Below are 19026 nucleotides of genomic sequence, written 5' to 3'. Positions count from 1 at the left end.
AATGGTGTGCCCTACCGCTATTTCTTCACGCGATAGAGCTGATGACAGTCGCCGCAATTCTTGCCGATGACGCCGAGGGCTGCGCCAACGCCGGCCTGGTCCGCCGGAAGCTGGGCCAGCACCGTATCGGCGTCGGCGCCGAGCTTGGCGGCATGGGCCTTGAAGTCGTCCGTGCTTTCCCAGATCTTCGGGCTCGCCTCGGAATTGGCTTCCGATCCGGCCGGGAACTGGTCCGGGAAAGCCTTGATGTTGGTGCTGATCGTCGTCAGCGCCGTCTTGACGGTTTCCGCATCATACGGCTTTTCGCCCTTGGCGATGCCAGCAAGCGCGCCCATCGACCCGCCGATCTGCTTCATCAGTCCTTCGCGAATCTTGACCGGATCATCCGCGGCGATAACGGCGCTCACGCCGCAGCCTGCAATCACGAGTGCCGTCAGTATCATTTTCAACTTCATCAAAGTCTCCAGCTCTGGCGAGACGCCGCAAGGATTTGCGAAGCGGGTCTCTCGATCGATGCGCCGGCATGATTGCATTTTGGCGCTTCGAAGGAAGTAACATTTTTTTGAGATGGATTTATTTTCAGGACGGCAACCGTCTGATTAAACAGGATAAAGATACTCATGTTTGGGACATCATGAAAAACGGCGCGCTTTACGCCAATGATGTCCACCCCTGCCACGCGGTCAGCGCCGCCACCGCGATCAGTACCACACCCACCGTCCTGCCGATGATCGCCGTGGCGCGCGGGCTGGCGACGATGACGTCGCGGCTGCGGCCGGCGGCGAGCGCCAGGCTGCCATAGACGGCAAGCTGCGTGGCCGAGATCATGAGCGCCATGATCAGCACCTGCGACCAGAGCGGCCCGAACTGGGGCTTCAGGAACTGCGGATAGACGGCCAGCATGAACAGATAGGCCTTAGGATTGAGAATGCTGGTCAGCGCGCCACGGCGAAAACTCGTCCAGAGCGACAGCCGCGCGCCCGGCTCGACCGAGGCAATCGCAATGCTGCTGCGGGCCAACGAAAAGCCGATCCAGGCGATATAGGCCGCCCCCGCCAGCAGCAGCACGTTGAACAGTTCCGGCACCAGATGCAAAAGGAAGCCGACGCCGAGCGCCGCATAGAGCGTGTGGAAAACGCCGCCCGCCATGATGCCGGCCGTCGCCGTCAATCCCGATGCCCGGCCGCCGGTCAGCGCATTGGCCATGACGAAGACCATGTCCATGCCGGGCACGATGATGATGCCGAAGAGCAGCGTGAAGAAGAGCCAGAGGTTTTCCGCGTAGGTCATGTCAGTTGTCCATCTTTCAAGAGAGTGCCGCGATCGGCGCAATGCTTGTTTTTCAAGCACTTTCGGACGTGCTATAGCTCCACCCAACTGACAGGGTTCTGTCAGGAGCGTTTCGCCCGGTGACGAAAAGGTGGCCCATGCGCAAGGCATCGCGACTGTTCGAGATCATCCAGATTCTCCGGCTGGCGACGCGGCCGGTGACGGCAGCGCAGATCGCCGAAACCCTCGAAGTGACGGTCCGCTCGATCTACCGCGATATCGCGGCGCTTCAGGCAATGCGGGTGCCGATCGAGGGCGGACGCGGCATCGGCTATATCCTGCGCCCCGGCTTCGACCTGCCGCCGCTGATGTTCTCGATCGAGGAGACGGAAGCGATCGTGCTGGCGCTGGCGCTTTTGGAGCGCACCGGCGACGCGGAACTGAAGGACGCCGCCAAGCGCGTCAACCAGAAGATCGCCGGCGCCATGCCCGCGCCGTTGCGCCAGGCCCTGCGCGCCAATGCCCTGCATGCCTGGGGCACCATCGCGCCGCCGCCCTCCGGGCTGGACCTTGCGCTGGTGCGCCGGGCGATCCGCGACGAACGCAAGCTCACGCTCGACTATCGCGACGAATTCGGCCGCGCCAGCGAACGCACCATCCGGCCGCTGGCGCTGATCTACTATTCGACGACGGCCGTGGTGGTCGGCTGGTGCGAGTTGCGCCAGGCCATCCGCAATTTCCGCGCCGACCGGGTGGAAAGCTGCGAGGCCGCCGAGGCGCATTTCCGCGGCGAAGGCGACGGGCTGCGGGATTTGTGGATCAGGGGGTGGAGGGTGAACAATCCGCCACAGGCGGAATCCGTTCCTTTGGCTCCCGCCCCATCCTGAGCCTTGCTTCCCGTCCGCGCTTGCGACAGGTTATGGCAACGCATGCAATCCCGGATGAAATCCTTGCCGGAATGCGTCAGACTGCGCGAATCTGCACGTCAATTGGAGAATTCTCTCTTGCTCCAGAACATCAAATATCGCCTCGGCGGCCTGTTCATCCTCGCCGTGGGGGCGGCCATCGGATGGTATTTTCTGTACGAGCCGCTTCAGGCGGCCAAGGCCGGCGCGCCGGAAGTGCGCTATTCGCTCAAAGCCTTTTTCATGGTGCCATTCTGCATGGTTTTCGGGCTGGCTTTCGCCGTGTTCGGCACCAGCCTCGACTACCGCGATGCCGAACGCAATACCCTGAAACCACTCGGCTGGGCGCTGTTCGCCGTGGTCGTGATCGTCACCGCCGCCGGCTTCTGGTGGTTCAAGGAGCAGTTTGCCGCGCTGGGCTACGTTGACGCCTGAAGCCGGAGCACCCTGCTCTCTTCCCGCCCAAAGCCCTCGATCTCGATCCGGTCTTCGAAAATCTCCACGATCGCAAACGTGTTCTCGCTCTCGGTATCGACCATGCCCTTGAAGGTCACGAACGGACGCCCGTCGACTTCGCCGAAATTGCCGTCGTGGTTGTGGCCGCAGAAATAGCCCTTGAAGCAGGCAAAGCCGGTGAGCAGATTGATGATCCGCTCGCTGTCCCACATCGTGTGCTGGTTGGGCGGGAAGACGGGATAGTGACCGAGGACCAGAACGGCCTCGCCATCGACTTCCGCCCTTTCCAGAACGCCGGACAGCCAGGCGAACTGTTCGTCACCGAGCGAGCCGTTCCAGGGTTGGGCGTTGATTGCGCCTTTGGCCTGCAGGGCGCGCAGCCGCCCGGCCGCCAGCGCGGTGCGCGGATCGCCCGGAGGGGCCGAAAACACGCTGACGTCATTGCCGTCGAGGATGACGAAGCGCCAGTTGCCGATGGAAAAGTCATGGTAGCGGCCGGGCATGCCGAGACGCGCCGGGATGTCTCCGAGATGCTGCGGCGGCACCGCGAAATCGTGATTGCCCAGCAGGAACAGGCGCTTGTGCCGCAGTGTCTCATAGATCGGCAGGATATCGTCGAAACTCTTCCAGTCGTGGTCGATGACGTCACCAAGCGTCACGACGAAATCGAGTTCCGTCGCATTGAAGACCGAAACGGCTTCGGTGAGCTTGGCAAGGCTTCCGGCATAGTACCGGTCGAGCGCGACATTCGGCTCGATATCTGCATATTGCGGATCGGCGACAATGCCGAAGCGGAGGATGGGGGAGGATGTCTCTGGCATGGGCGGTGGTTATCGCGTCTTTGTGAAGCTGCGGTGACGGTCTTCTGAAAATTGGCGGGCTCACAACCTTTGCAGCAAAGCGCGCCCGATAGCTTTCGGCGGCTCGCTGCGCAGGACAAGCGATGTTGTCACCGCTCCGTACCGGGCGATGGTATCGACGATCGTTTCCAGTTCTCCCGGCGTCGGAACCAGCACCTTCAGCAGAAAACAATCCTCGCCGGTCAGGCGCAGGACCTCCATGACATGCGGCATTTCGGAAAACAGTTTTAAGCAGGCGCGGATATGCTCATGCGTGGTGCGCAGGCGGATGACCGCCATCATCCCCAGCCCGATCGCCGCCGCATCGATGCGCGCGCCATAACCTGAGATGATGCCCTTCTCCTCCAGCCGCTTGACGCGCTCCGACGTCGCCGGCTGGGAAAGCCCGACGCGGCGCCCCAGCTCGGAAATGGCGATGCGGCCGTTTTCCTGCATCACCTCGAGAATGGCGATATCGGTGGGATCGAGCATCGGCCGGTCCGTGTCTGCAATTCCCATGTTTCACCTTCAATCCATCGGCAACGCGTCGCATTTTCCGATGAATTCTCATTCCAAACCGGCGCCATGTCCAGCATCTTTGCGGTGTTCACGATATTTTCAGGAGAGACCATGACGGATATCATCATTTTGCCGGGGATCGGCGGATCGGGCGAAAGCCATTGGCAAACGCTCTGGGAGACAACAGATCCGCGGATGCGGCGCTTTCAGCCGTCGGACTGGGAGCGGCCGGACCTTGAGGACTGGATCACCGCGCTGGAGCGGGAAGTCGGCCGTTCGGCGAGCCCACCGGTGCTGGTGGCCCACAGCCTTGCCTGCCTTCTCGTCGCCCATTGGCAAAAGGTCTCGGCCCTGCCCGTCACTGGGGCGTTTCTGGTCTCGGTTCCCGATCCGCGCTCGGAGGCGTTTCCGCAGGACGCACAGGAATTCGCCGGCCCGCCAGCCGGAAAGCTGCGCATGCCCTCGCTGATCGTCGCCAGCAGCGACGATCCCTTCGGTACGATCGACTATCAGAAAGAACAGGCCGAGGTCTGGGGCAGCGGCATTGTCGAGATCGGCGCAGCCGGCCACGTCAACGGACAAAGCGGACTCGGTGAATGGCCGCACGGACGCAACCTGCTGACCGCGTTCACCGTTGGGCTTGCGACGCCCCGTCGCTGACAGAGACGACATAAAAAGCCAGGGACCTCGCGAAGTTCAGATTGCTGCCAGATCCGTTGAAGTGTTGCGAGCGGTGTCAAAGCATCCCTCTCCGTCATGCTCGCCCTTGCGACGGGCATCCAGTGATCCGACGCCTTTCGGATCACAAGTCTTTTCCGGTCCAAAAACTTGGACGGGATGTACCGCTGTCACCGGCATTGGGATGGCGGAGTATGAGGATGGCAGCGTGAGCCGTCAGGCGCCACAAAGTCAATTTCTCTAATTTATCAATACATGTTTATCTAAATTTTAACAGAACCGACAGTATTCGTTGAGCGAACATGAATGTTCCCGCGCCTTGGCAAGTCATGTCCTCCCGGCTTCTTGTCAGGCTTGATCCCCAAAAATGCATATTGGCAAAAGACCGTCCGCCTGGAACGGCCTGATCGGAGATATTCAATGAAACGACCAAGCATAAAACTGGCCCTCATTGCCGTCGTCGGCCTTCTGGCGGCGTCGATTGCGACATTATCCCTCGTGTCAATTTCCGGCATGGGCAAGCTGAGCGCGAATACGGCCGAGATCGGCACGTACTGGATGGAGCGGATGGTAACCGCGCGCGAGATCAAGGGCAGCTTCAACCTTGTCCGCCTGGGCTATTCCAAGGAACTGCTCGCGGTAACCCCGCAGGAAATGGCCGAAGAGACCAAATTCATCTCCGATCGGAAAGCCGAACTGGAAAAGGCGATCACCACCTACGAAAGCCGGGTGCGCACCGAGCAGGGCCGAACACTGATCGGCACCGTCAAGACCGCAGTTGCCGACTACGACAAGATGGGCACTCAGTTGCAGCAAATGCATGCCGCCGGCCAGACGCCGGAGGCGATCGCGCTCTTCAAGGGCGACATGCGGGCGCAGACCGATCTTGTCAATGCCAAGGTCGACGAACTGGTTGCCTTCATCGTCGGCCAGGCGCAGGGCTATGTGGTCGAAAGCGAGACCACCTACAGCACCATACTGTCGGTCATGATTGCGCTGGTCAGCTGTTCCGTGGCGATTGCCGTCGCGTCCGCCTTCTTCGCAGTTGCCGGTGTCGCCAATCCGATCACCCGCATCACGGCTTCGATGAAGCGCCTGTCCGACGGCGATACGGCAAGCGAGATCCCCTTTGCCGGCCGCGCCGACGAGGTGGGTTCGATGGCCGCCGCCGTCGAAGTGTTCCGCCAGAACGCCCTGAACAATCGCAAGCTCGAAGAGCAGGCCGCCCTTGCCCGCGGCGAGACCGAAGCCACCCGCGCCGCCGCACAGCAGCGCGCCGAAAAAGAGGCCGAGCAACTGCGCTTTGCCACGACGACGCTGGGTGAAGGCCTGAAACGCCTTGCAGCCGGCGACATCTCCTTCCAGCTGAATGAGACCTTCGCCGCGGAATACGAAACCCTGCGCAACGACTTCAACGCATCCCTGAAGCAGCTGGGCGTAACAATCGGCGCCGTGCTCGAGACCGTCAACAGTATGGACAACGGCACACGCGAAATCGCCGATGGTGCACAGGACCTGTCCAAGCGCACGGAACAGCAGGCGGCTGCGCTCGAAGAAACAGCCGCAGCACTTGACCAGATCACCGTCAATGTCGGCAACTCCTCCAAGCGCACCGAGGATGCCCGCACCGTCGCCGTTCAGGCAAACGAGAATGCCGCCCAGTCCGTCGAGGTGGTTTCCCACGCGGAAGAGGCCATGCGCCGGATCGAGGAGAGCTCGCAGCAGATCTCCAACATCATCGGCGTGATCGACGAAATCGCCTTCCAGACCAACCTTCTGGCGCTGAACGCAGGCGTCGAGGCGGCACGGGCGGGCGACGCCGGCAAGGGCTTTGCCGTTGTCGCACAGGAAGTGCGCGAACTTGCCCAACGATCGGCGACGGCCGCCAAGGAGATCAAGGGGCTGATCCGCAACTCGACGACGGAAGTCGAAAGCGGCGTCAAGCTGGTGCGCGACACCGGCGTGGCGCTGAAGACGATCGGCGACTACATCGCACAGATCAACAGGCACATGGACTCCATCGCCGTCTCCGCCAAGGAACAGTCGGTGGGGCTGGCCGAGGTCAACACCGCCGTCAACCAGATGGACCAGACGACCCAGCAGAACGCCGCGATGGTCGAGCAATCGACGGCCGCGTCCTCCTCGCTGGCCATGGAAGCCGCCAAGCTGCGCGAACTGGTCGGCCAGTTCAAGCTGGGCGACATCCGGTCCAATCCGGTCGCAGCACTGCGCAAGACGGCCCGCAGCATGGCCGCTCCGTCGGCAGCGCCCGCCCGGCAGGCCTATGCGAGCCACGGCAACGCCGCCGTCAAGCCGGATGAATGGACCGAATTCTGATCCGCGCCGACCACATCGCAAGACATCACAGAACCCCTCGGGCTCCGGCCCGGGGGTTATCGTTTCAACCCGTTGCCGCGGAGGCAGACGGCAGAGCCCTGAACGACAAAAGCCGCCGGCGACAGGTCGCAGGCGGCTTTTGCATTGGATCCAAAGGCTATCCCTGTGCGGGACACGCTCTGGCTTGTTTTCCGGGATTTATGCAGCGGCTTCGTAAAGCTCGAGCACGTAATCCCAGTTAATCAGGCTGTCGACGAAGGCTTCGAGGTACTTCGGACGGGCGTTGCGGTAGTCGATGTAGTAGGAATGTTCCCAGACGTCGACGCCGAGGATCGGCGATGCGCCATGGACCAGCGGGTTCTCGCCGTTCGGGGTCTTGGAGATTTCAAGCTTGCCGCCCTTGACCGAGAGCCAGGCCCAGCCGGAGCCGAACTGCGTGGTGCCGGCAGCGATGAAATCGGCGCGGAACTTGTCGTAGCCGCCGAGATCGGACTTGATGGCAGCGTCGAGCTTGGCCGGAAGCTGTGTACCGCCGCCGCCCTTCTTCAGCCACTTCCAGAAATGCAGGTGGTTGTAGTGCTGGCCGGCATTGTTGAACAGCGGCTGGTTGGTGCCGTAGGACTTCTTGACGACCTCTTCCAGCGACAGGGCGGAGAGACCGGCTTCCTCGGCCAGCTTGTTGCCGTTGGTCACGTAAGCCAGGTGATGCTTGTCGTGATGATACTCGAGCGTTTCGCGCGACATGTAGGGCGCAAGCGCGTCGTAGTCGTAAGGCAGGTTCGGCAATTCGAAAGCCATGGTGGTATCTCCTCTTCGTGGTGTGGATTTCATGAAAGCCGGGTTGCAATTCATGAAGGAAATCTATGAGGCGGAACATAGGGACCACAGTTCCAACAGGCAACCGCCGCCATGCCAAATTTCGCTACAGGCTTGGAAAATACTTTCAGCGCCGGAATGTTCCATCACCGCCGCAGGCACAGAATGGACATGATCCTTCGGCAGGGTCGCCGATTGTGACGACCCGCAATAATGCCAGGGAAATCAGATGTCTTTTCGCAACCGCACCGCCTTGCTCGCCCTTTTCGCCGCCGGACTGCTGCCTGCGGGCGCCTTCGCCTCCTCCGACGACGCCTGGGAGGCCATGCGCGCCGACGTCTCGGCCAAATGCCTGGAGGCTGCGGCCGGATCGATCGAAACGCCGCAGGCCGCGGTCGATCCGTTCGGCTCGGAAAGTTTTGGCCTGGCGATCGTCAGCGGCAAACCGAAGGGTGCCGATGGCAGGATCAGCCAGATCTGCGTCTACAACAAGCAGACGAAGACGATAGAGCTGGGCGGCGAGCTGACGGACGAGATGCTGAACGCACCGGCAAAATGATACCCTTTAAAATGACACTGGGACAATCCCGGCGTTGACCTTCGGCGGTCAAGCGGTCACAGCTTGAGGGATCAATACCCGCCTTGAAAGCCGAGACCCGATATGCTGTTCCATGGCCTGTCCGCCTTCCCGATCACGCCCGCCGACGCGCATGGCCGCGTCGATACGGATGCACTGAGAGCCCTTCTGAAGCGCATCGACACGGCCGGTGCCGATTCCATCGGCCTGCTTGGCAGCACCGGTTCCTATATGTATCTCAGCCGCAGCGAGAAACGCCGCGCGATCGAGGCCGCCGCCGATTGCCTCGGTGGACGCACGCCCGTGATTGTCGGCGTCGGCGCGCTGCGCACCGACGAGGCGGTGGCCCTTGCGCAGGATGCACGGGATGCCGGCGCGCAGGGGCTCCTGCTGGCCCCGGTCTCCTACACGCCGCTTTCGGACGATGAAGTGTTCGCGCATTTTTCCGCCGTCGCGGCAGCCACGCAGCTTCCGCTCTGCGTCTACAACAATCCGGGCACGACGCATTTTTCCATCGGCAATGCGCTCTTGACGCGCCTTGCCGCCATTCCATCGATTGTCGCGGTGAAAAACCCGGCTTTGCCCGCCGCCGATATCGCTGCGGCCCATCAGGCGACGGCGGCTGCCGTTCCCGCCGGTTTCGCCATCGGCTACAGCGGCGACTGGCTGGTGACGGACGCCATCCTCGCCGGCGGCGTTGGCTGGTACAGCGTCATCGCCGGCATTCTGCCGGAGCCGTCGGTCAAGCTGATGCGGGCGGCGCAAGCCGGCGACCGCGCCGAGGTCGAGCGCATCAATGCGCTCTTCGAACCGTTCTGGACGCTGTTTCGCGAATTGAGCAGTTATCGCGTGGTTCACGCCGTGGCCAACCTGCTTGAGCTCAGCCGCTTCGACCCGCCACGTCCGATCCAGCCGCTGGCGGGGAGCGAGCGGCACAGGGTGAAGGCGGCGCTTGATAGGTTGTCGCTGGTCTGATGCCGGTACAAAAAGTGTTGAGCGCATCGCATTCAAACTATTCATGAAAGCATCTCGGTGGCGCGATGGTTTCCCTCCCTCTTGGGGACTAGCATTGGTCGTCCAACGGCGCTGGCTTTGTTCTGAACGGTAGTTTTGATGCCTCTTCTCGACGCGACTGCAACTCACCCAATCACTCTGCCGGACGGAACGCTTTATCGCGATACCGTCTACCTGAAGAACGTTATCAGCCATCCGCGCATGGAGATCGGCGAATACAGCTATTTCACGCACTGCGGGAAGCCAGAAGACACTGCGGAAATACTCGCACCCTATCTAGGGCATAGCGTCCGCGAGCGGCTGGTCATCGGCAAGTTCGTCCAAATTGCTCGGGGAAGTTATTTTATCACAAGTTCAGCCAATCATCCGATGACGGGCTTCACAACCTATCCATTCCGCATCTTCAAACCCGAGACCTTCGGCTACAAAGACCTGCCCGTGAAAGATACGGTGGTCGGGCACGACGTATGGATTGGCCATGACGCAGCGATCATGCCGGGTGTGCAAATCGGTGCAGGCGCGATCGTCGCTGCTGCGTCGGTCGTTGCTCGTGACGTTCCACCTTACGCAGTCGTTGGAGGGAACCCGGCCACGGTCATTCGGATGCGTTATTCCCCCGAGATCATCAGCGCGCTTCTCGATATTGCCTGGTGGGATTGGCCAGTGGAAAAAATCGAAACAAACCTGGCCTTCCTTGAAACCGGCGACCTTGCTGCCCTGAAGATGGCTTGAGAACCAGATGATCGCCGTTTCTTGCAGCAGCATGTTTGTGGCCGGTCCGGACAGATAGCGGCCCCATCACCGGTCCATTAAATGAGGACAGGCCTGTCGGAAGCCAAGCCAATGACAGCCGCGGCCGCGCCGTCGCCAACCTGCTTGAGCTTAGCCCCTTCGAGCCGCCGCGCCCGATCCTGCCGTTGGCGTAGAGCGAGCGGCACAGGGTGAAGGCGGCGCTCGATAGGTTGTCGCTGGTCTGAGGACGGGACTAGCAGGGCGGGTGGTGGGGGCGGCGTTGTCCACGCTCTATTGCAATGGAGAGCAGGAGTTCATCATCTCGTACCCCGTCACCCCGGCCCGATATCAATCCTATCAAGTTTGACGCGGTCGGCTGAACTGAAAGTAACCGACAGACCAGAATACCGCACCGCCGGTAGTGCCCGCGAGAAAATATTGCAGCACTGCCCAAGCGAGATTAATTCCATCTTGTCCAGTAAAACGCCCATCTTTCGCGAAAATCATCGCCAGAATCCAAGGCGAAGTGGCAACCAGCCCTCCCGATAAACTGGAAAAACTTAAGCTTCGCGCTACTCTTTTCCGAAAAATGACAAAGAGGGGAAGCACAAGTACGACTGAAGCAAGGTATCCACCCAGCAAGGTCCATTCTAATTTGCGGAAATATGACCAGTCTGATTGACCGGATTCGGACTGAATGAACCCCCATTTGCCAATATCATTGCCGAAGCAATAGGGGATAGGAGAAACGCTGCGATAATTCTAAACGCGGACATTGATCGTTTCGACCTCCTCAATTCCCCACCCAAATTCATCCCATCACCCTCGCTTCATATGCAATGGCCTCTTAGATCTCTAACTGTTTGAGCAACCCGTCTGGCACATCAAACTCAACGTACATATTCGGGGGCAGGATTGCCCTGGGTTGAATTACAAACCGGATTTCCTGTTGACATGCGAAATGAGCGGGCTTTTGAAATGGGTCCACATAGAATTCCTCGTCCATATCAAAGGCCAGAGTGGCCTTGTTATACCGAACATCCCGGCACCCAAGCGTGGAAGCGATAGCTTCGCGAAATGGCTGTCCGTTAATTTTCCCGTCTTCCATGGCCTCGCAGAAGGCACGAATATCTCTGATCTCGACACAAGCGTCATATCTCCAGCCTTCTGGAGCATCGTCACACATCGCTTTGCGAGCAGTTTCGAAAGGCTCTTTTGAGAAGCAAAAGACATGTAGGTGATGCGCGATGAGGTATGATTGGCTGTTTGTCATCTCCACAACTCCTGATCCAATCATGACGCCTAGTTGGAAGAGCTTCATCCGCTTTTCAGCAGCATCCGGAGCGCGGGAGTCAAATTTGACGGAAGGAATCTCAACTTTAGTAATGCCTTCCAAACAGTCTCTTATCCACTCAGGTCCTTCGATCCCCCGAAAATAGTCCAACGTACTAAATCTAACGCTTCCATTGAGAAAACCGGCGACATGTTTTGTGGACATGAACTTAAAACCGTTCGGCATGTTCGATCATCCTTTCTCGAGCTTTGGAGTACCACCCACGTGCGCGCTCCCTTTTTTTACAGCGAACCGGCATAGGAATTCGATTGCACTGTCACTGCGAACATATCAAAATCCTATAGGTTCGCGGTCGCCCGGCATCATTGCTGCCAGAGAGCGGCACACGGCGAACGGCTGATTTTTACTGCGCATCGACATTCATCATCAGGGGGAACTTCCATGGCCAACCCGTTGTCCACGCTCGGCATCGTCCATACCATCATCAGCGTCGCGCCCATCGTCGCCGGTCTTTATTCCTTTTCGAAATACGCGGCCATCGTGCCGAAATCCAATTCGGGCCGGATCTACATCATCACGCTGTTCCTGTCGGCGATCACCTCCTTCGGGCTTTCGAGTACGGGCGGCTTCAACGCGGGCCACGCCATCGGCATCATCGCCATGCTGGCGGTGGTCTTCTCCATCGTCATCGGCCAACTCGGGTGGTTCGGCCGCCTCAACCGCTACCTGCAGGCGCTGTCGATGTCGTTCACCTTCTTCCTGCTGATGATCCCGGGTATCAACGAGACCCTGTCGCGCCTGCCGCCATCAAGCCCGATCGGCAGCGGCCCGGATTCACCGCCTGTACAGACCGCGACGGCCATCTGGGCAGCGATCTTCCTTGCCGGTATCTGTCTTCAGGCCTTTATCATGCACCGCCGTTCGGGCACGCCGGGCCTGCCCGCCTGAGAGACGGAAGCGGCAGGCCTGCAAGCCTTGATTTCGCCGGTATTTTAAGGGTTTGTTAAGGCACAACCAGCCGGAGAAACCCCATGGCGCTTGGCGCATCGCATCGCTTGCAGGACGGGATCGAAGCCGTCGAGACCATGACCCGTTTCGCGCTCGCCGTTCTGGCGCTGGCCTCGGGCGTCTATACCTATCTCGGGGTCCGCTCGATCCTCGACGGCTCGGCCACCGCCGTCTTCTTCGCGGCGCTGATCTATTCCTGTGCCGTCTCGGTGGCGATCTATGCGTTCTGGACCTACATGTCGCGGTTCTATCCGCACATCATCGGGGCTGCCGCCCGCACGGCGATGCTGGGCATCATGGCGCTCGGCTGCCTGATGATCATCGCCATGGCGAGCTGGCTGAATGCCGCCGCCCTTGCCGGCTCCGCGGCACTCGAGCAACACCTGGCCGAAACAGTGGAGGATTACACCGCCGATCTCGACCGCGCGCACCAGAATGCCCTTGCCGCCCAAAGCCTGCTTCCCGACATCCAGCGCACCTCCGAGCGCTTCCAGCGCCTTTCCGACCAGGAGCGCGAAAGCGGCGCGCTGACCGGCACGACGGGTGCGGGCAGCGTCGTCCAGCTCTTGGGCCAGATGGCAGCGCAGCTGAAGGAGCTCGAAAACGGCATCGCCGCCTCGCGCGAACGCGTCACCACGCTGTTTGACGAAGGCCGCGCCCATCTCGCCACCATGCGCGGGCTGGTCTCCGCCCCCGGCGCCATCGATCCGCGCGCCGACCAGTTCGCCGCCGAAGCCGTGGCACTGACCGGCACCATCACGGCGCTGGAACAGACCTCGATCGCAGCCTCGGTGAAGCGCGCGGCGGAGGACCTGTCGCTCGGCTTCATCGCCCCGGTCGCAAGCGGGCTCGAGGCCGATCTCGCCAACCGGCAGGACCAGGTGATGGAGACCATCCGCACCTCGGTCGCCGCCCAATCCAAGGTGCTCTCGGAAGCCGCCGACCAGATCCTGACGCGCGAGCCGGTCGGCGAGCGCCGCTTCGTGCCGCTCTCGTCTGCCGCCGCCGTCCTGCGCTATGCCTCGGATTTCATCCCGAGCTGGGCCGGCGCCATCTCCATCGACCTTCTGCCCGCTGTGCTCGTCTTCATGCTGTCGATCGCCCATGGGGCGCTGCGCCGGCAGGAGCAGAGCCTGCCCTTTGCCGAACGGATCACCGCCGCCGAGCTTCTGGAAGCGCTGGAGGTGCAGAAGGCGCTGCAACGCAGCGGCTTCGATATCCAGACGGCGATCAGCGAGGCGGAAGCAAGGGAACAATCCAACATCACCAGCCTCGACCTCTCCGGCAAGGGTCCGCGCAAATGACGGAACTGGCGCGGGAAAGGCTGGGCGGCTTCGGACAAAGGTTGAAAACCTATCTGCTGTCGATGGACGACGGCATGATGATGCGGCACTTCTTTCATGGGCTGCTGGTCACGGCGCTGATCTTCATCATCATCGACTGGAACGAACTCAGTATCGCCAACCGGGCTATCCCCGGCTTCGACCCGATGCAGCCGGAAGCCGCGCCGATCCTGCCGCCGGCACTGACCGAAGGCGAGCCGCAGAACGCCCCGTCCGATATCACCACAGATCCGCAGATCCTGAAGCAGCCGATCCGCTTCGAGCTCCGGCCCGGCGGCATCCTGTCCGCTGAAGGCTCGATCGAGCCGGGTGCCGCCGGCCGTTTCGCCGCGGAGATCGCGGCGCGCGGCGAATATGTGAAGACAGTCCTTCTCAACTCGCCCGGCGGCTCCGTCGGCGATGCGCTGGCGATGTCGAAGCTGATCCGCGAGAGGAAGCTCGGCACCAGGGTCGCCAGCGGCGCGCTCTGCGCCTCCTCCTGCCCGATCGTCATGGCCGGCGGCGTTGTTCGCGAGGCCGAACAAGGCGCCGTCATCGGCGTCCACCAGATCTTCAACGGCTCGACGGCAAAGCTCTCGCCGGAACAGGCGATGTCGGACGCGCAAAAGACGACAGCCGATGTCAGCCGCCATCTGGAAGAAATGGGCATCAAGTCCGGCGTCTGGCTGCACGCAATGGAGACGCCGCCGGACAGGCTGTATTATCTGACGGCGGAGGAGATGAAGGGGTTTGGGCTGGTGACGGATGGGGTGCGGTGGTCAAGGCGAAATAGCGGAAGCGTTCGCCAAGTACCTCGACCCTAAGCTCCCTACTCGGCCGCCGCTTGTACCAAACCCGTGGAAACAGCTTCCTTCACCGCCAGTTCGGCCATGGCGAGCGCGGCCTCGCGGGTTTTGGCCGCGGCGACGAAGCGGCCGTTGTGGCAGAAGGTTGCACCTTCCACGCCGCAGGCGGCCTCCAGATCGCCATTGGTCAAACCGGCCCAGGCGGCCGGCAGATCGGCGCGGACCTCAAAGCCCTCGTCGGCGCGGCGGATGGTGGTCAGGCACCAGTCCTTGTCGCGCGGGTGGACGACGAACAGCAGATGATCGGCGCCCGCCTTGACGATGGCAGGACGGAACGGCATGCCCATCGGCAGCTCCAGAATACGCCCCTCCCCGGCATCGACGATGGCCTGATGAACAAGTGCCTCGGCTCGCAACTTTGCGGCACTTTTCTCAATCCTTGCCTCGACGAAACTGCGGGCAATGGCCAGGGCGTTGTGGAAGGCGCGATCGTCGGCTTCGGGGTCGGTCTCGTCGAAAACAGGTTTCAGGGTTTCCAGCAGAACCGGCAAGGTGAGCCCGCCCAAAAGCCCGGCAACCGACGGGCTGAGCGCACCATTGTCGACCAGATCGACCGGCAGCACGAAGCCGGCATCGAAGGAGGCGTGGACGGTCTCGACATGCGCCTGGGGAATACCGGAAGCCACGAGATAATCGCGGCCATAGTGCTTCCAGATCAATCCGAACGAACTGTAGGGCTGTCCGTCCTCGCGCATCGGGGCGCCGCGCTGGTGGTGATCGAATATCTGAGCGTCAGCGTCATACAGGCCGCCGACATCGTAGATGATCCGGTCCGCGCCGGGCGAAATCCATTCCGGCGCCCGGCTGCGGATGATGCGCGCCTGCGGGAAAAGCCGGGTGAGGATGACGCTGGACAACAGTTCATCGGCATGGAAGCCACCGGAATGGGTGACGAGGAATTCTGGGGTCATGCCGGGATACGCCTTGTGTGCGGAGGGATGGCTTGGGGTTGGCATCAGATAGCCGTTGCGGGAGGACAGCTCAACCCGTGTTTTTGTGTGTTGGGTAGAGGCCGCGGAACTCTTCGGCAAAAGCCGATACTCATTGGCGCCAAATCGGCGCATCCGCCTCAGCCAGCAGAGCCGGTTTGTTGCTGTGGCAAGGAAGGACGTCGAGCCGGTACGGGTACGTCCGTCACGTTTTCGTTCGCCCAGGTGGTGATCGCGTGGACCTGCCCTTGGATCTGGTCCTCCAAATAGCTCTTATTGCCCGGTAGCCCCATCGGATAAAGTGCGTTGCGGCTGGCCTCGTAGGCAACGCTCTCGCCGGTGCAGAGGCGAATGCGCATATCCTGCGGCGCGACATCGGTCCGGTTTTGCAGATTGTCGACAAGACCCGAATTGGAAGACAGGCGGCCGTCGAAGGCCTGGGTCAGATATTGCGCCGATCGTTCATTGCGTTCCCGCTCCGTCGTCGCGCCCAGAATGACCACCATCACGCGTCTGCCATTTCGTGTGGCCAGCCCGACGAAGTTGCGCCCGGAGGCGCAGAGGAAACCGGTCTTCATCCCGATCGTGCCGGAAAAGCGGGTCAAAAGCAGATTGTTGGACTTGATCTCCTTGCCGTCGATCGTCACCGCCGAGGCCAGGAAGAAGCGGCGATACTCCGGAAACATCCGGTCCACTGCCAGTCCAAGGATCGCCAGATCCCGCGCGGTCGTATAGTTGTTCCGGTCAAACAGGCCGTTTGCATTGGAAAAATGGGTGCCCGTCATCCCAAGGCGGGCTGCCGCTTCGTTCATTTTCCGGACAAACGCCGTTTCGTCGGGAGCCACCGCTTCCGCGAGAGCAACAGCGACGTCATTGGCCGATGCGGCGATCATGGCAAAAAGCGCATCATCGAGCGTCATCGTCCGCCCGAAGGTGAGGCCGGATTCGAGAAAGGCCTGTTTCGTCGCGTTTCGGGTCATGGTGACGGGGGTCGTCAGGCTCACCTCGCCCGAGCGCAGGGCTTCAAACACCACGAACGCCGTCATCAGCTTGGTTGTCGAGGCCGGATACCATGGGGCCCCGGCATCCTCCTGGTAGAGCACCTGGCGACTGTCGGCATCGACGACGAGCACGGGCGTCGCCTGTGCCGGTGCCGCCAGGAAAAGGAAGGCAACAAACGCCAACACGTTCCATGGTCGTCTGACCATCATGCTTCTGTTCTCGGTCATGTGCCAGTCTCCGGAGAAAGGCATCCTCATGCCATGATGCGCCACGAGAGGACAAGCGTTTGCTGCGGCACGATGCTGAAATAGGTGTTCAGGAAGAGCCGCCGGCGATGCAGGTCGCGGTTTTTGCGTTTGGTTGCGGAACCTCAAGCAATATCCAGAAGCGCTTCATCGAACCAGACGTCCTCATAGGCGCCATCCGTCAGGAATCTCCACCCCGGCGGCAGCGACAGGAATTTGACGATCATCGGATTCCAAGTGGCGATGTGGGAATAGTGAAGCGCACTGAACCCATCGTCATCGGGAAATATTTCTCCACCCCATATGTACCAGCCGTTTGTTTGAAGCGCCGGTGGATGCCGCAACCCGTTGATCGGGATGATCGACGACTTTACGTTGAGCGAGATGCCCAGCATGCTGTCGTCCGGCGGCGGAGAGAACGCCGCTCCAAATCTGTTGCAGACCCGCTTTTGCTCAATGTCAAATAGGTTGGCGCTCATGACGGCTTGGCCTCACTGCTGACGTGACACGTATCGACTTCACGTTTCAACTGACTGGCAAGCGCCCAGGTTTTCGACCGCAAAGCCGCCAACCGATCGTTCTCTTTCGTGAGCCATGAGCCATCGCGATATAGAACAAGATCATTCAACGATCCCATGCCACCGAAGAGATTGATGTAATGCTGGAGCCCGTAAGCGTCTGATTTTTCAATCCGATCGGCACAGCGTCGAACGTTCGTCGCCCAGAACGGTTCACCTTGGTGATCCAGAAAATTCTCCAGTTCACGCAGAGCGTTGAGAAGATTTTGAAGGTCTGGATGCACAACAGTTCGCTTTCGTCGCTGCATTTTCTGTGCATGTGATGCACCGTTTGAACTAGCGTTGCCTGCGATAGTAAGCGGGCAAAATCCGCGCCCACTGGATGTATCCCAATACCGCGTAGAAGGGAGTCATAACGAAAACCATTTCGGCTGGAGTTGCGATTCCATAGTAGACAAGAGGAAATCCAATTGCCCAAGCAAGAATGCCCAGGGGAAAGGTTAAAACTGCAAACCCAACCGTAGCCATCAAAGCGAGAGAGGGCTCGCTGTATGACGTCGTGAAAACCCCGACAATTGGAAAAGCTGCCAACGCTGCCGCCGAAGAAAAATAAAGCATACTGTTTCTACGCATCGGCACCCCGCGAAACTCCAGGCTGAAACCAATATGGAATTTGAAGACAGGCACACCAGCGCTTTCACTGTTGGGTGACAGCGCTCGGCGCCCGCCCCCTCACAAATCCGACGCCGTCGAATGCGCCCAGTCCATGTACAGATCCTTCGCCTTGGCAGCGATTGGGCCCGGCTGCAGGTCGCGGTCTTCGAGCTTGGTGACGGGGACGACCTTGGAATAGTTGCCGGAGGTGAAGATCTCGTCGGCGGCTTCGAAATCGGACAGCGTCAGCGTCGTTTCGACCACGTCGAAGCCGGCGTCGCGCAAAAGGCCGATAACGCGGGTGCGGGTGATGCCGGCAAGGAAGGTGCGGTTGGCGGCGGGGGTGAAGACGACGCCGTCCTTGACCATGAAGACGTTGGACGAGCCGGTCTCGGCGATATTGCCGAGCATGTCGCGCACCAGTGCGTTCGAGAAGCCGCGGTTGCGGGCCTCGATCAGGATGCGGCCGTTGTTGGGATAGAGGCAGCCGGCCTTGGCGTCGGTCGGCATGCATTCGATCGTCGGGCGGCGGAAGGGCGAGACGGTGAGCGACTGTCCGCCCGGGCCTTCGCCCATCGGCGCTTCGAACAGGCAGAGCGCAAACCGGGTCGAATCCGGATCGACGGCGACGACACTGCCGGGCATGCCGTGTTCGCCCCAATACATCGGCTTGATATAGATCGCCGTCTGGCCGTCGAATTTCTTCACGCCTTCCCAGGCGAGACCTTCGATGTCCTCGGCCGCCACCACCGGCTTCAGGCCCAGCGCCAGCGCCGAGCGGTTGACGCGCTGGCAATGCAGGTCGAGGTCGGGCGCGATGCCGTCGAACCAGCGGGCGCCGTCGAACACCGTCGAGCCCAGCCACATGGCATGCGATGTCGGGCCGATCAGCGGCGGGTTGCCGGAAAGCCACTCGCCATCGACATAGGTCCAGGTGGTGCTGCGCGGGGAAGTCTCGACGGCCATGACGGTCTCCTGTTTTTTGTGTTTCTCATATCCGGCATAACCCGAAAATCGAGAATTGGGGTAAATAGGTACATCAAAAA

At 60.8% G+C, this 19026-nt stretch carries 22 protein-coding genes; 10 read left to right on the top strand and 12 right to left on the bottom strand.

What is annotated here, in order from left to right; genetic code table 11:
- Positions 1-17: 17 nt before the first annotated feature.
- Positions 18-455 carry a c-type cytochrome gene (locus J2Z75_RS15870; RefSeq protein WP_209853728.1) on the bottom strand — a complete coding sequence of 146 codons (438 nt, stop codon included), beginning with the start codon at positions 453-455 and terminating at the stop codon, positions 18-20.
- Positions 456-651: 196 nt separating this feature from the next.
- Positions 652-1290: a LysE family translocator gene (locus J2Z75_RS15865; protein WP_209853727.1), complete on the bottom strand. Its 639-nt coding sequence runs from the start codon at positions 1288-1290 to the stop codon at positions 652-654.
- 137 nt (positions 1291-1427) lie between these two features.
- Between J2Z75_RS15865 and J2Z75_RS15860 the strand changes: the two genes are divergently transcribed.
- Together J2Z75_RS15860 and J2Z75_RS15855 are read left to right on the top strand one after the other, a co-directional pair.
- A complete protein-coding gene (locus tag J2Z75_RS15860; RefSeq protein ID WP_209853726.1) occupies positions 1428-2156 on the top strand; it encodes a helix-turn-helix transcriptional regulator in 729 nt (242 codons plus the stop codon).
- A gap of 117 nt (positions 2157-2273) precedes the next feature.
- The gene (locus tag J2Z75_RS15855) at positions 2274-2609 is read left to right on the top strand and encodes a hypothetical protein (protein ID WP_209853725.1); all 336 of its coding nucleotides are present in this window, start codon (positions 2274-2276) and stop codon (positions 2607-2609) included.
- Here J2Z75_RS15855 and J2Z75_RS15850 read toward each other — a convergent pair.
- Both J2Z75_RS15850 and J2Z75_RS15845 read right to left on the bottom strand, forming a co-directional pair.
- Positions 2594-3451: a metallophosphoesterase gene (locus J2Z75_RS15850; RefSeq protein ID WP_209853724.1), complete on the bottom strand. Its 858-nt coding sequence runs from the start codon at positions 3449-3451 to the stop codon at positions 2594-2596. The genes J2Z75_RS15855 and J2Z75_RS15850 overlap by 16 nt on opposite strands.
- A gap of 60 nt (positions 3452-3511) precedes the next feature.
- Complete coding sequence (locus J2Z75_RS15845; RefSeq protein WP_068952764.1) at positions 3512-3988, bottom strand: Lrp/AsnC family transcriptional regulator; 477 nt, start codon at positions 3986-3988, stop codon at positions 3512-3514.
- Between the two features lie 111 nt (positions 3989-4099).
- On the opposite strand from J2Z75_RS15845, the gene J2Z75_RS15840 reads away from it, so the two are divergent.
- Entirely contained in the window at positions 4100-4648 is a 549-nt protein-coding gene (locus J2Z75_RS15840; RefSeq protein ID WP_209853723.1) for an RBBP9/YdeN family alpha/beta hydrolase, read from the top strand.
- Between the two features lie 438 nt (positions 4649-5086).
- Positions 5087-7003 (top strand): methyl-accepting chemotaxis protein, encoded by a 1917-nt coding sequence (locus J2Z75_RS15835; RefSeq protein ID WP_209853722.1) that lies wholly within the window; start codon positions 5087-5089, stop codon positions 7001-7003.
- A gap of 198 nt (positions 7004-7201) precedes the next feature.
- Here the strand turns inward: J2Z75_RS15835 and J2Z75_RS15830 are convergent, their stop codons facing one another.
- Positions 7202-7801: a superoxide dismutase gene (locus J2Z75_RS15830; RefSeq protein ID WP_037160952.1), complete on the bottom strand. Its 600-nt coding sequence runs from the start codon at positions 7799-7801 to the stop codon at positions 7202-7204.
- Positions 7802-8048: 247 nt separating this feature from the next.
- Between J2Z75_RS15830 and J2Z75_RS15825 the strand changes: the two genes are divergently transcribed.
- From J2Z75_RS15825 to J2Z75_RS15815, 3 genes are all read left to right on the top strand, one after another.
- On the top strand, positions 8049-8378 hold the full coding sequence (locus J2Z75_RS15825; RefSeq protein ID WP_234937365.1) for a hypothetical protein: 330 nt from the start codon (positions 8049-8051) through the stop codon (positions 8376-8378).
- Between the two features lie 102 nt (positions 8379-8480).
- Positions 8481-9371, top strand: a complete 891-nt coding sequence (locus J2Z75_RS15820) for a dihydrodipicolinate synthase family protein (protein WP_209853721.1) — start codon at positions 8481-8483, stop codon at positions 9369-9371.
- A gap of 138 nt (positions 9372-9509) precedes the next feature.
- On the top strand, positions 9510-10142 hold the full coding sequence (locus J2Z75_RS15815; RefSeq protein ID WP_209853720.1) for a CatB-related O-acetyltransferase: 633 nt from the start codon (positions 9510-9512) through the stop codon (positions 10140-10142).
- Between the two features lie 847 nt (positions 10143-10989).
- On the opposite strand, the gene J2Z75_RS15810 is transcribed toward J2Z75_RS15815, so the two are convergent.
- A complete protein-coding gene (locus J2Z75_RS15810) occupies positions 10990-11661 on the bottom strand; it encodes a hypothetical protein (RefSeq protein ID WP_209853719.1) in 672 nt (223 codons plus the stop codon).
- A gap of 216 nt (positions 11662-11877) precedes the next feature.
- On the opposite strand from J2Z75_RS15810, the gene J2Z75_RS15805 reads away from it, so the two are divergent.
- The 3 genes from J2Z75_RS15805 to J2Z75_RS15795 all read left to right on the top strand — a co-directional run bounded on the left by J2Z75_RS15805 (position 11878) and on the right by J2Z75_RS15795 (position 14590).
- Positions 11878-12384 (top strand): hypothetical protein, encoded by a 507-nt coding sequence (locus tag J2Z75_RS15805; RefSeq protein WP_209853718.1) that lies wholly within the window; start codon positions 11878-11880, stop codon positions 12382-12384.
- Between the two features lie 83 nt (positions 12385-12467).
- Positions 12468-13748, top strand: a complete 1281-nt coding sequence (locus tag J2Z75_RS15800; protein WP_209853717.1) for a hypothetical protein — start codon at positions 12468-12470, stop codon at positions 13746-13748.
- Positions 13745-14590: a COG3904 family protein gene (locus J2Z75_RS15795; RefSeq protein WP_209853716.1), complete on the top strand. Its 846-nt coding sequence runs from the start codon at positions 13745-13747 to the stop codon at positions 14588-14590. The genes J2Z75_RS15800 and J2Z75_RS15795 overlap by 4 nt, the downstream gene beginning before the upstream one ends.
- A 5-nt stretch (positions 14591-14595) precedes the next feature.
- Here the strand turns inward: J2Z75_RS15795 and J2Z75_RS15790 are convergent, their stop codons facing one another.
- The 6 genes from J2Z75_RS15790 to J2Z75_RS15765 form a co-directional block, all read right to left on the bottom strand.
- Positions 14596-15543: an MYG1 family protein gene (locus J2Z75_RS15790; protein WP_209853715.1), complete on the bottom strand. Its 948-nt coding sequence runs from the start codon at positions 15541-15543 to the stop codon at positions 14596-14598.
- 158 nt (positions 15544-15701) lie between these two features.
- On the bottom strand, positions 15702-16790 hold the full coding sequence (locus tag J2Z75_RS15785; RefSeq protein WP_209853714.1) for a D-alanyl-D-alanine carboxypeptidase family protein: 1089 nt from the start codon (positions 16788-16790) through the stop codon (positions 15702-15704).
- Between the two features lie 143 nt (positions 16791-16933).
- Positions 16934-17287, bottom strand: coding sequence for an immunity protein Imm33 domain-containing protein (locus J2Z75_RS15780; protein ID WP_209853713.1), 354 nt, complete (start codon positions 17285-17287; stop codon positions 16934-16936).
- Entirely contained in the window at positions 17284-17634 is a 351-nt protein-coding gene (locus J2Z75_RS15775) for a DUF6966 domain-containing protein (RefSeq protein ID WP_209853712.1), read from the bottom strand. The genes J2Z75_RS15780 and J2Z75_RS15775 overlap by 4 nt, the downstream gene beginning before the upstream one ends.
- Before the next feature lie 28 nt (positions 17635-17662).
- The gene (locus J2Z75_RS15770) at positions 17663-18013 is read right to left on the bottom strand and encodes a hypothetical protein (RefSeq protein WP_209853711.1); all 351 of its coding nucleotides are present in this window, start codon (positions 18011-18013) and stop codon (positions 17663-17665) included.
- Positions 18014-18058: 45 nt separating this feature from the next.
- Entirely contained in the window at positions 18059-18946 is an 888-nt protein-coding gene (locus J2Z75_RS15765) for a branched-chain amino acid aminotransferase (RefSeq protein ID WP_209853710.1), read from the bottom strand.
- Positions 18947-19026: the final 80 nt, after the last annotated feature.

Origin of the sequence: Rhizobium herbae (assembly GCF_017873135.1) — a bacterium.
In the GTDB taxonomy this organism is placed as follows: domain Bacteria; phylum Pseudomonadota; class Alphaproteobacteria; order Rhizobiales; family Rhizobiaceae; genus Pararhizobium; species Pararhizobium herbae.
Note: the sequence above shows the minus strand (reverse complement) of the source record. Positions and strands in the feature narration are given on the sequence as shown.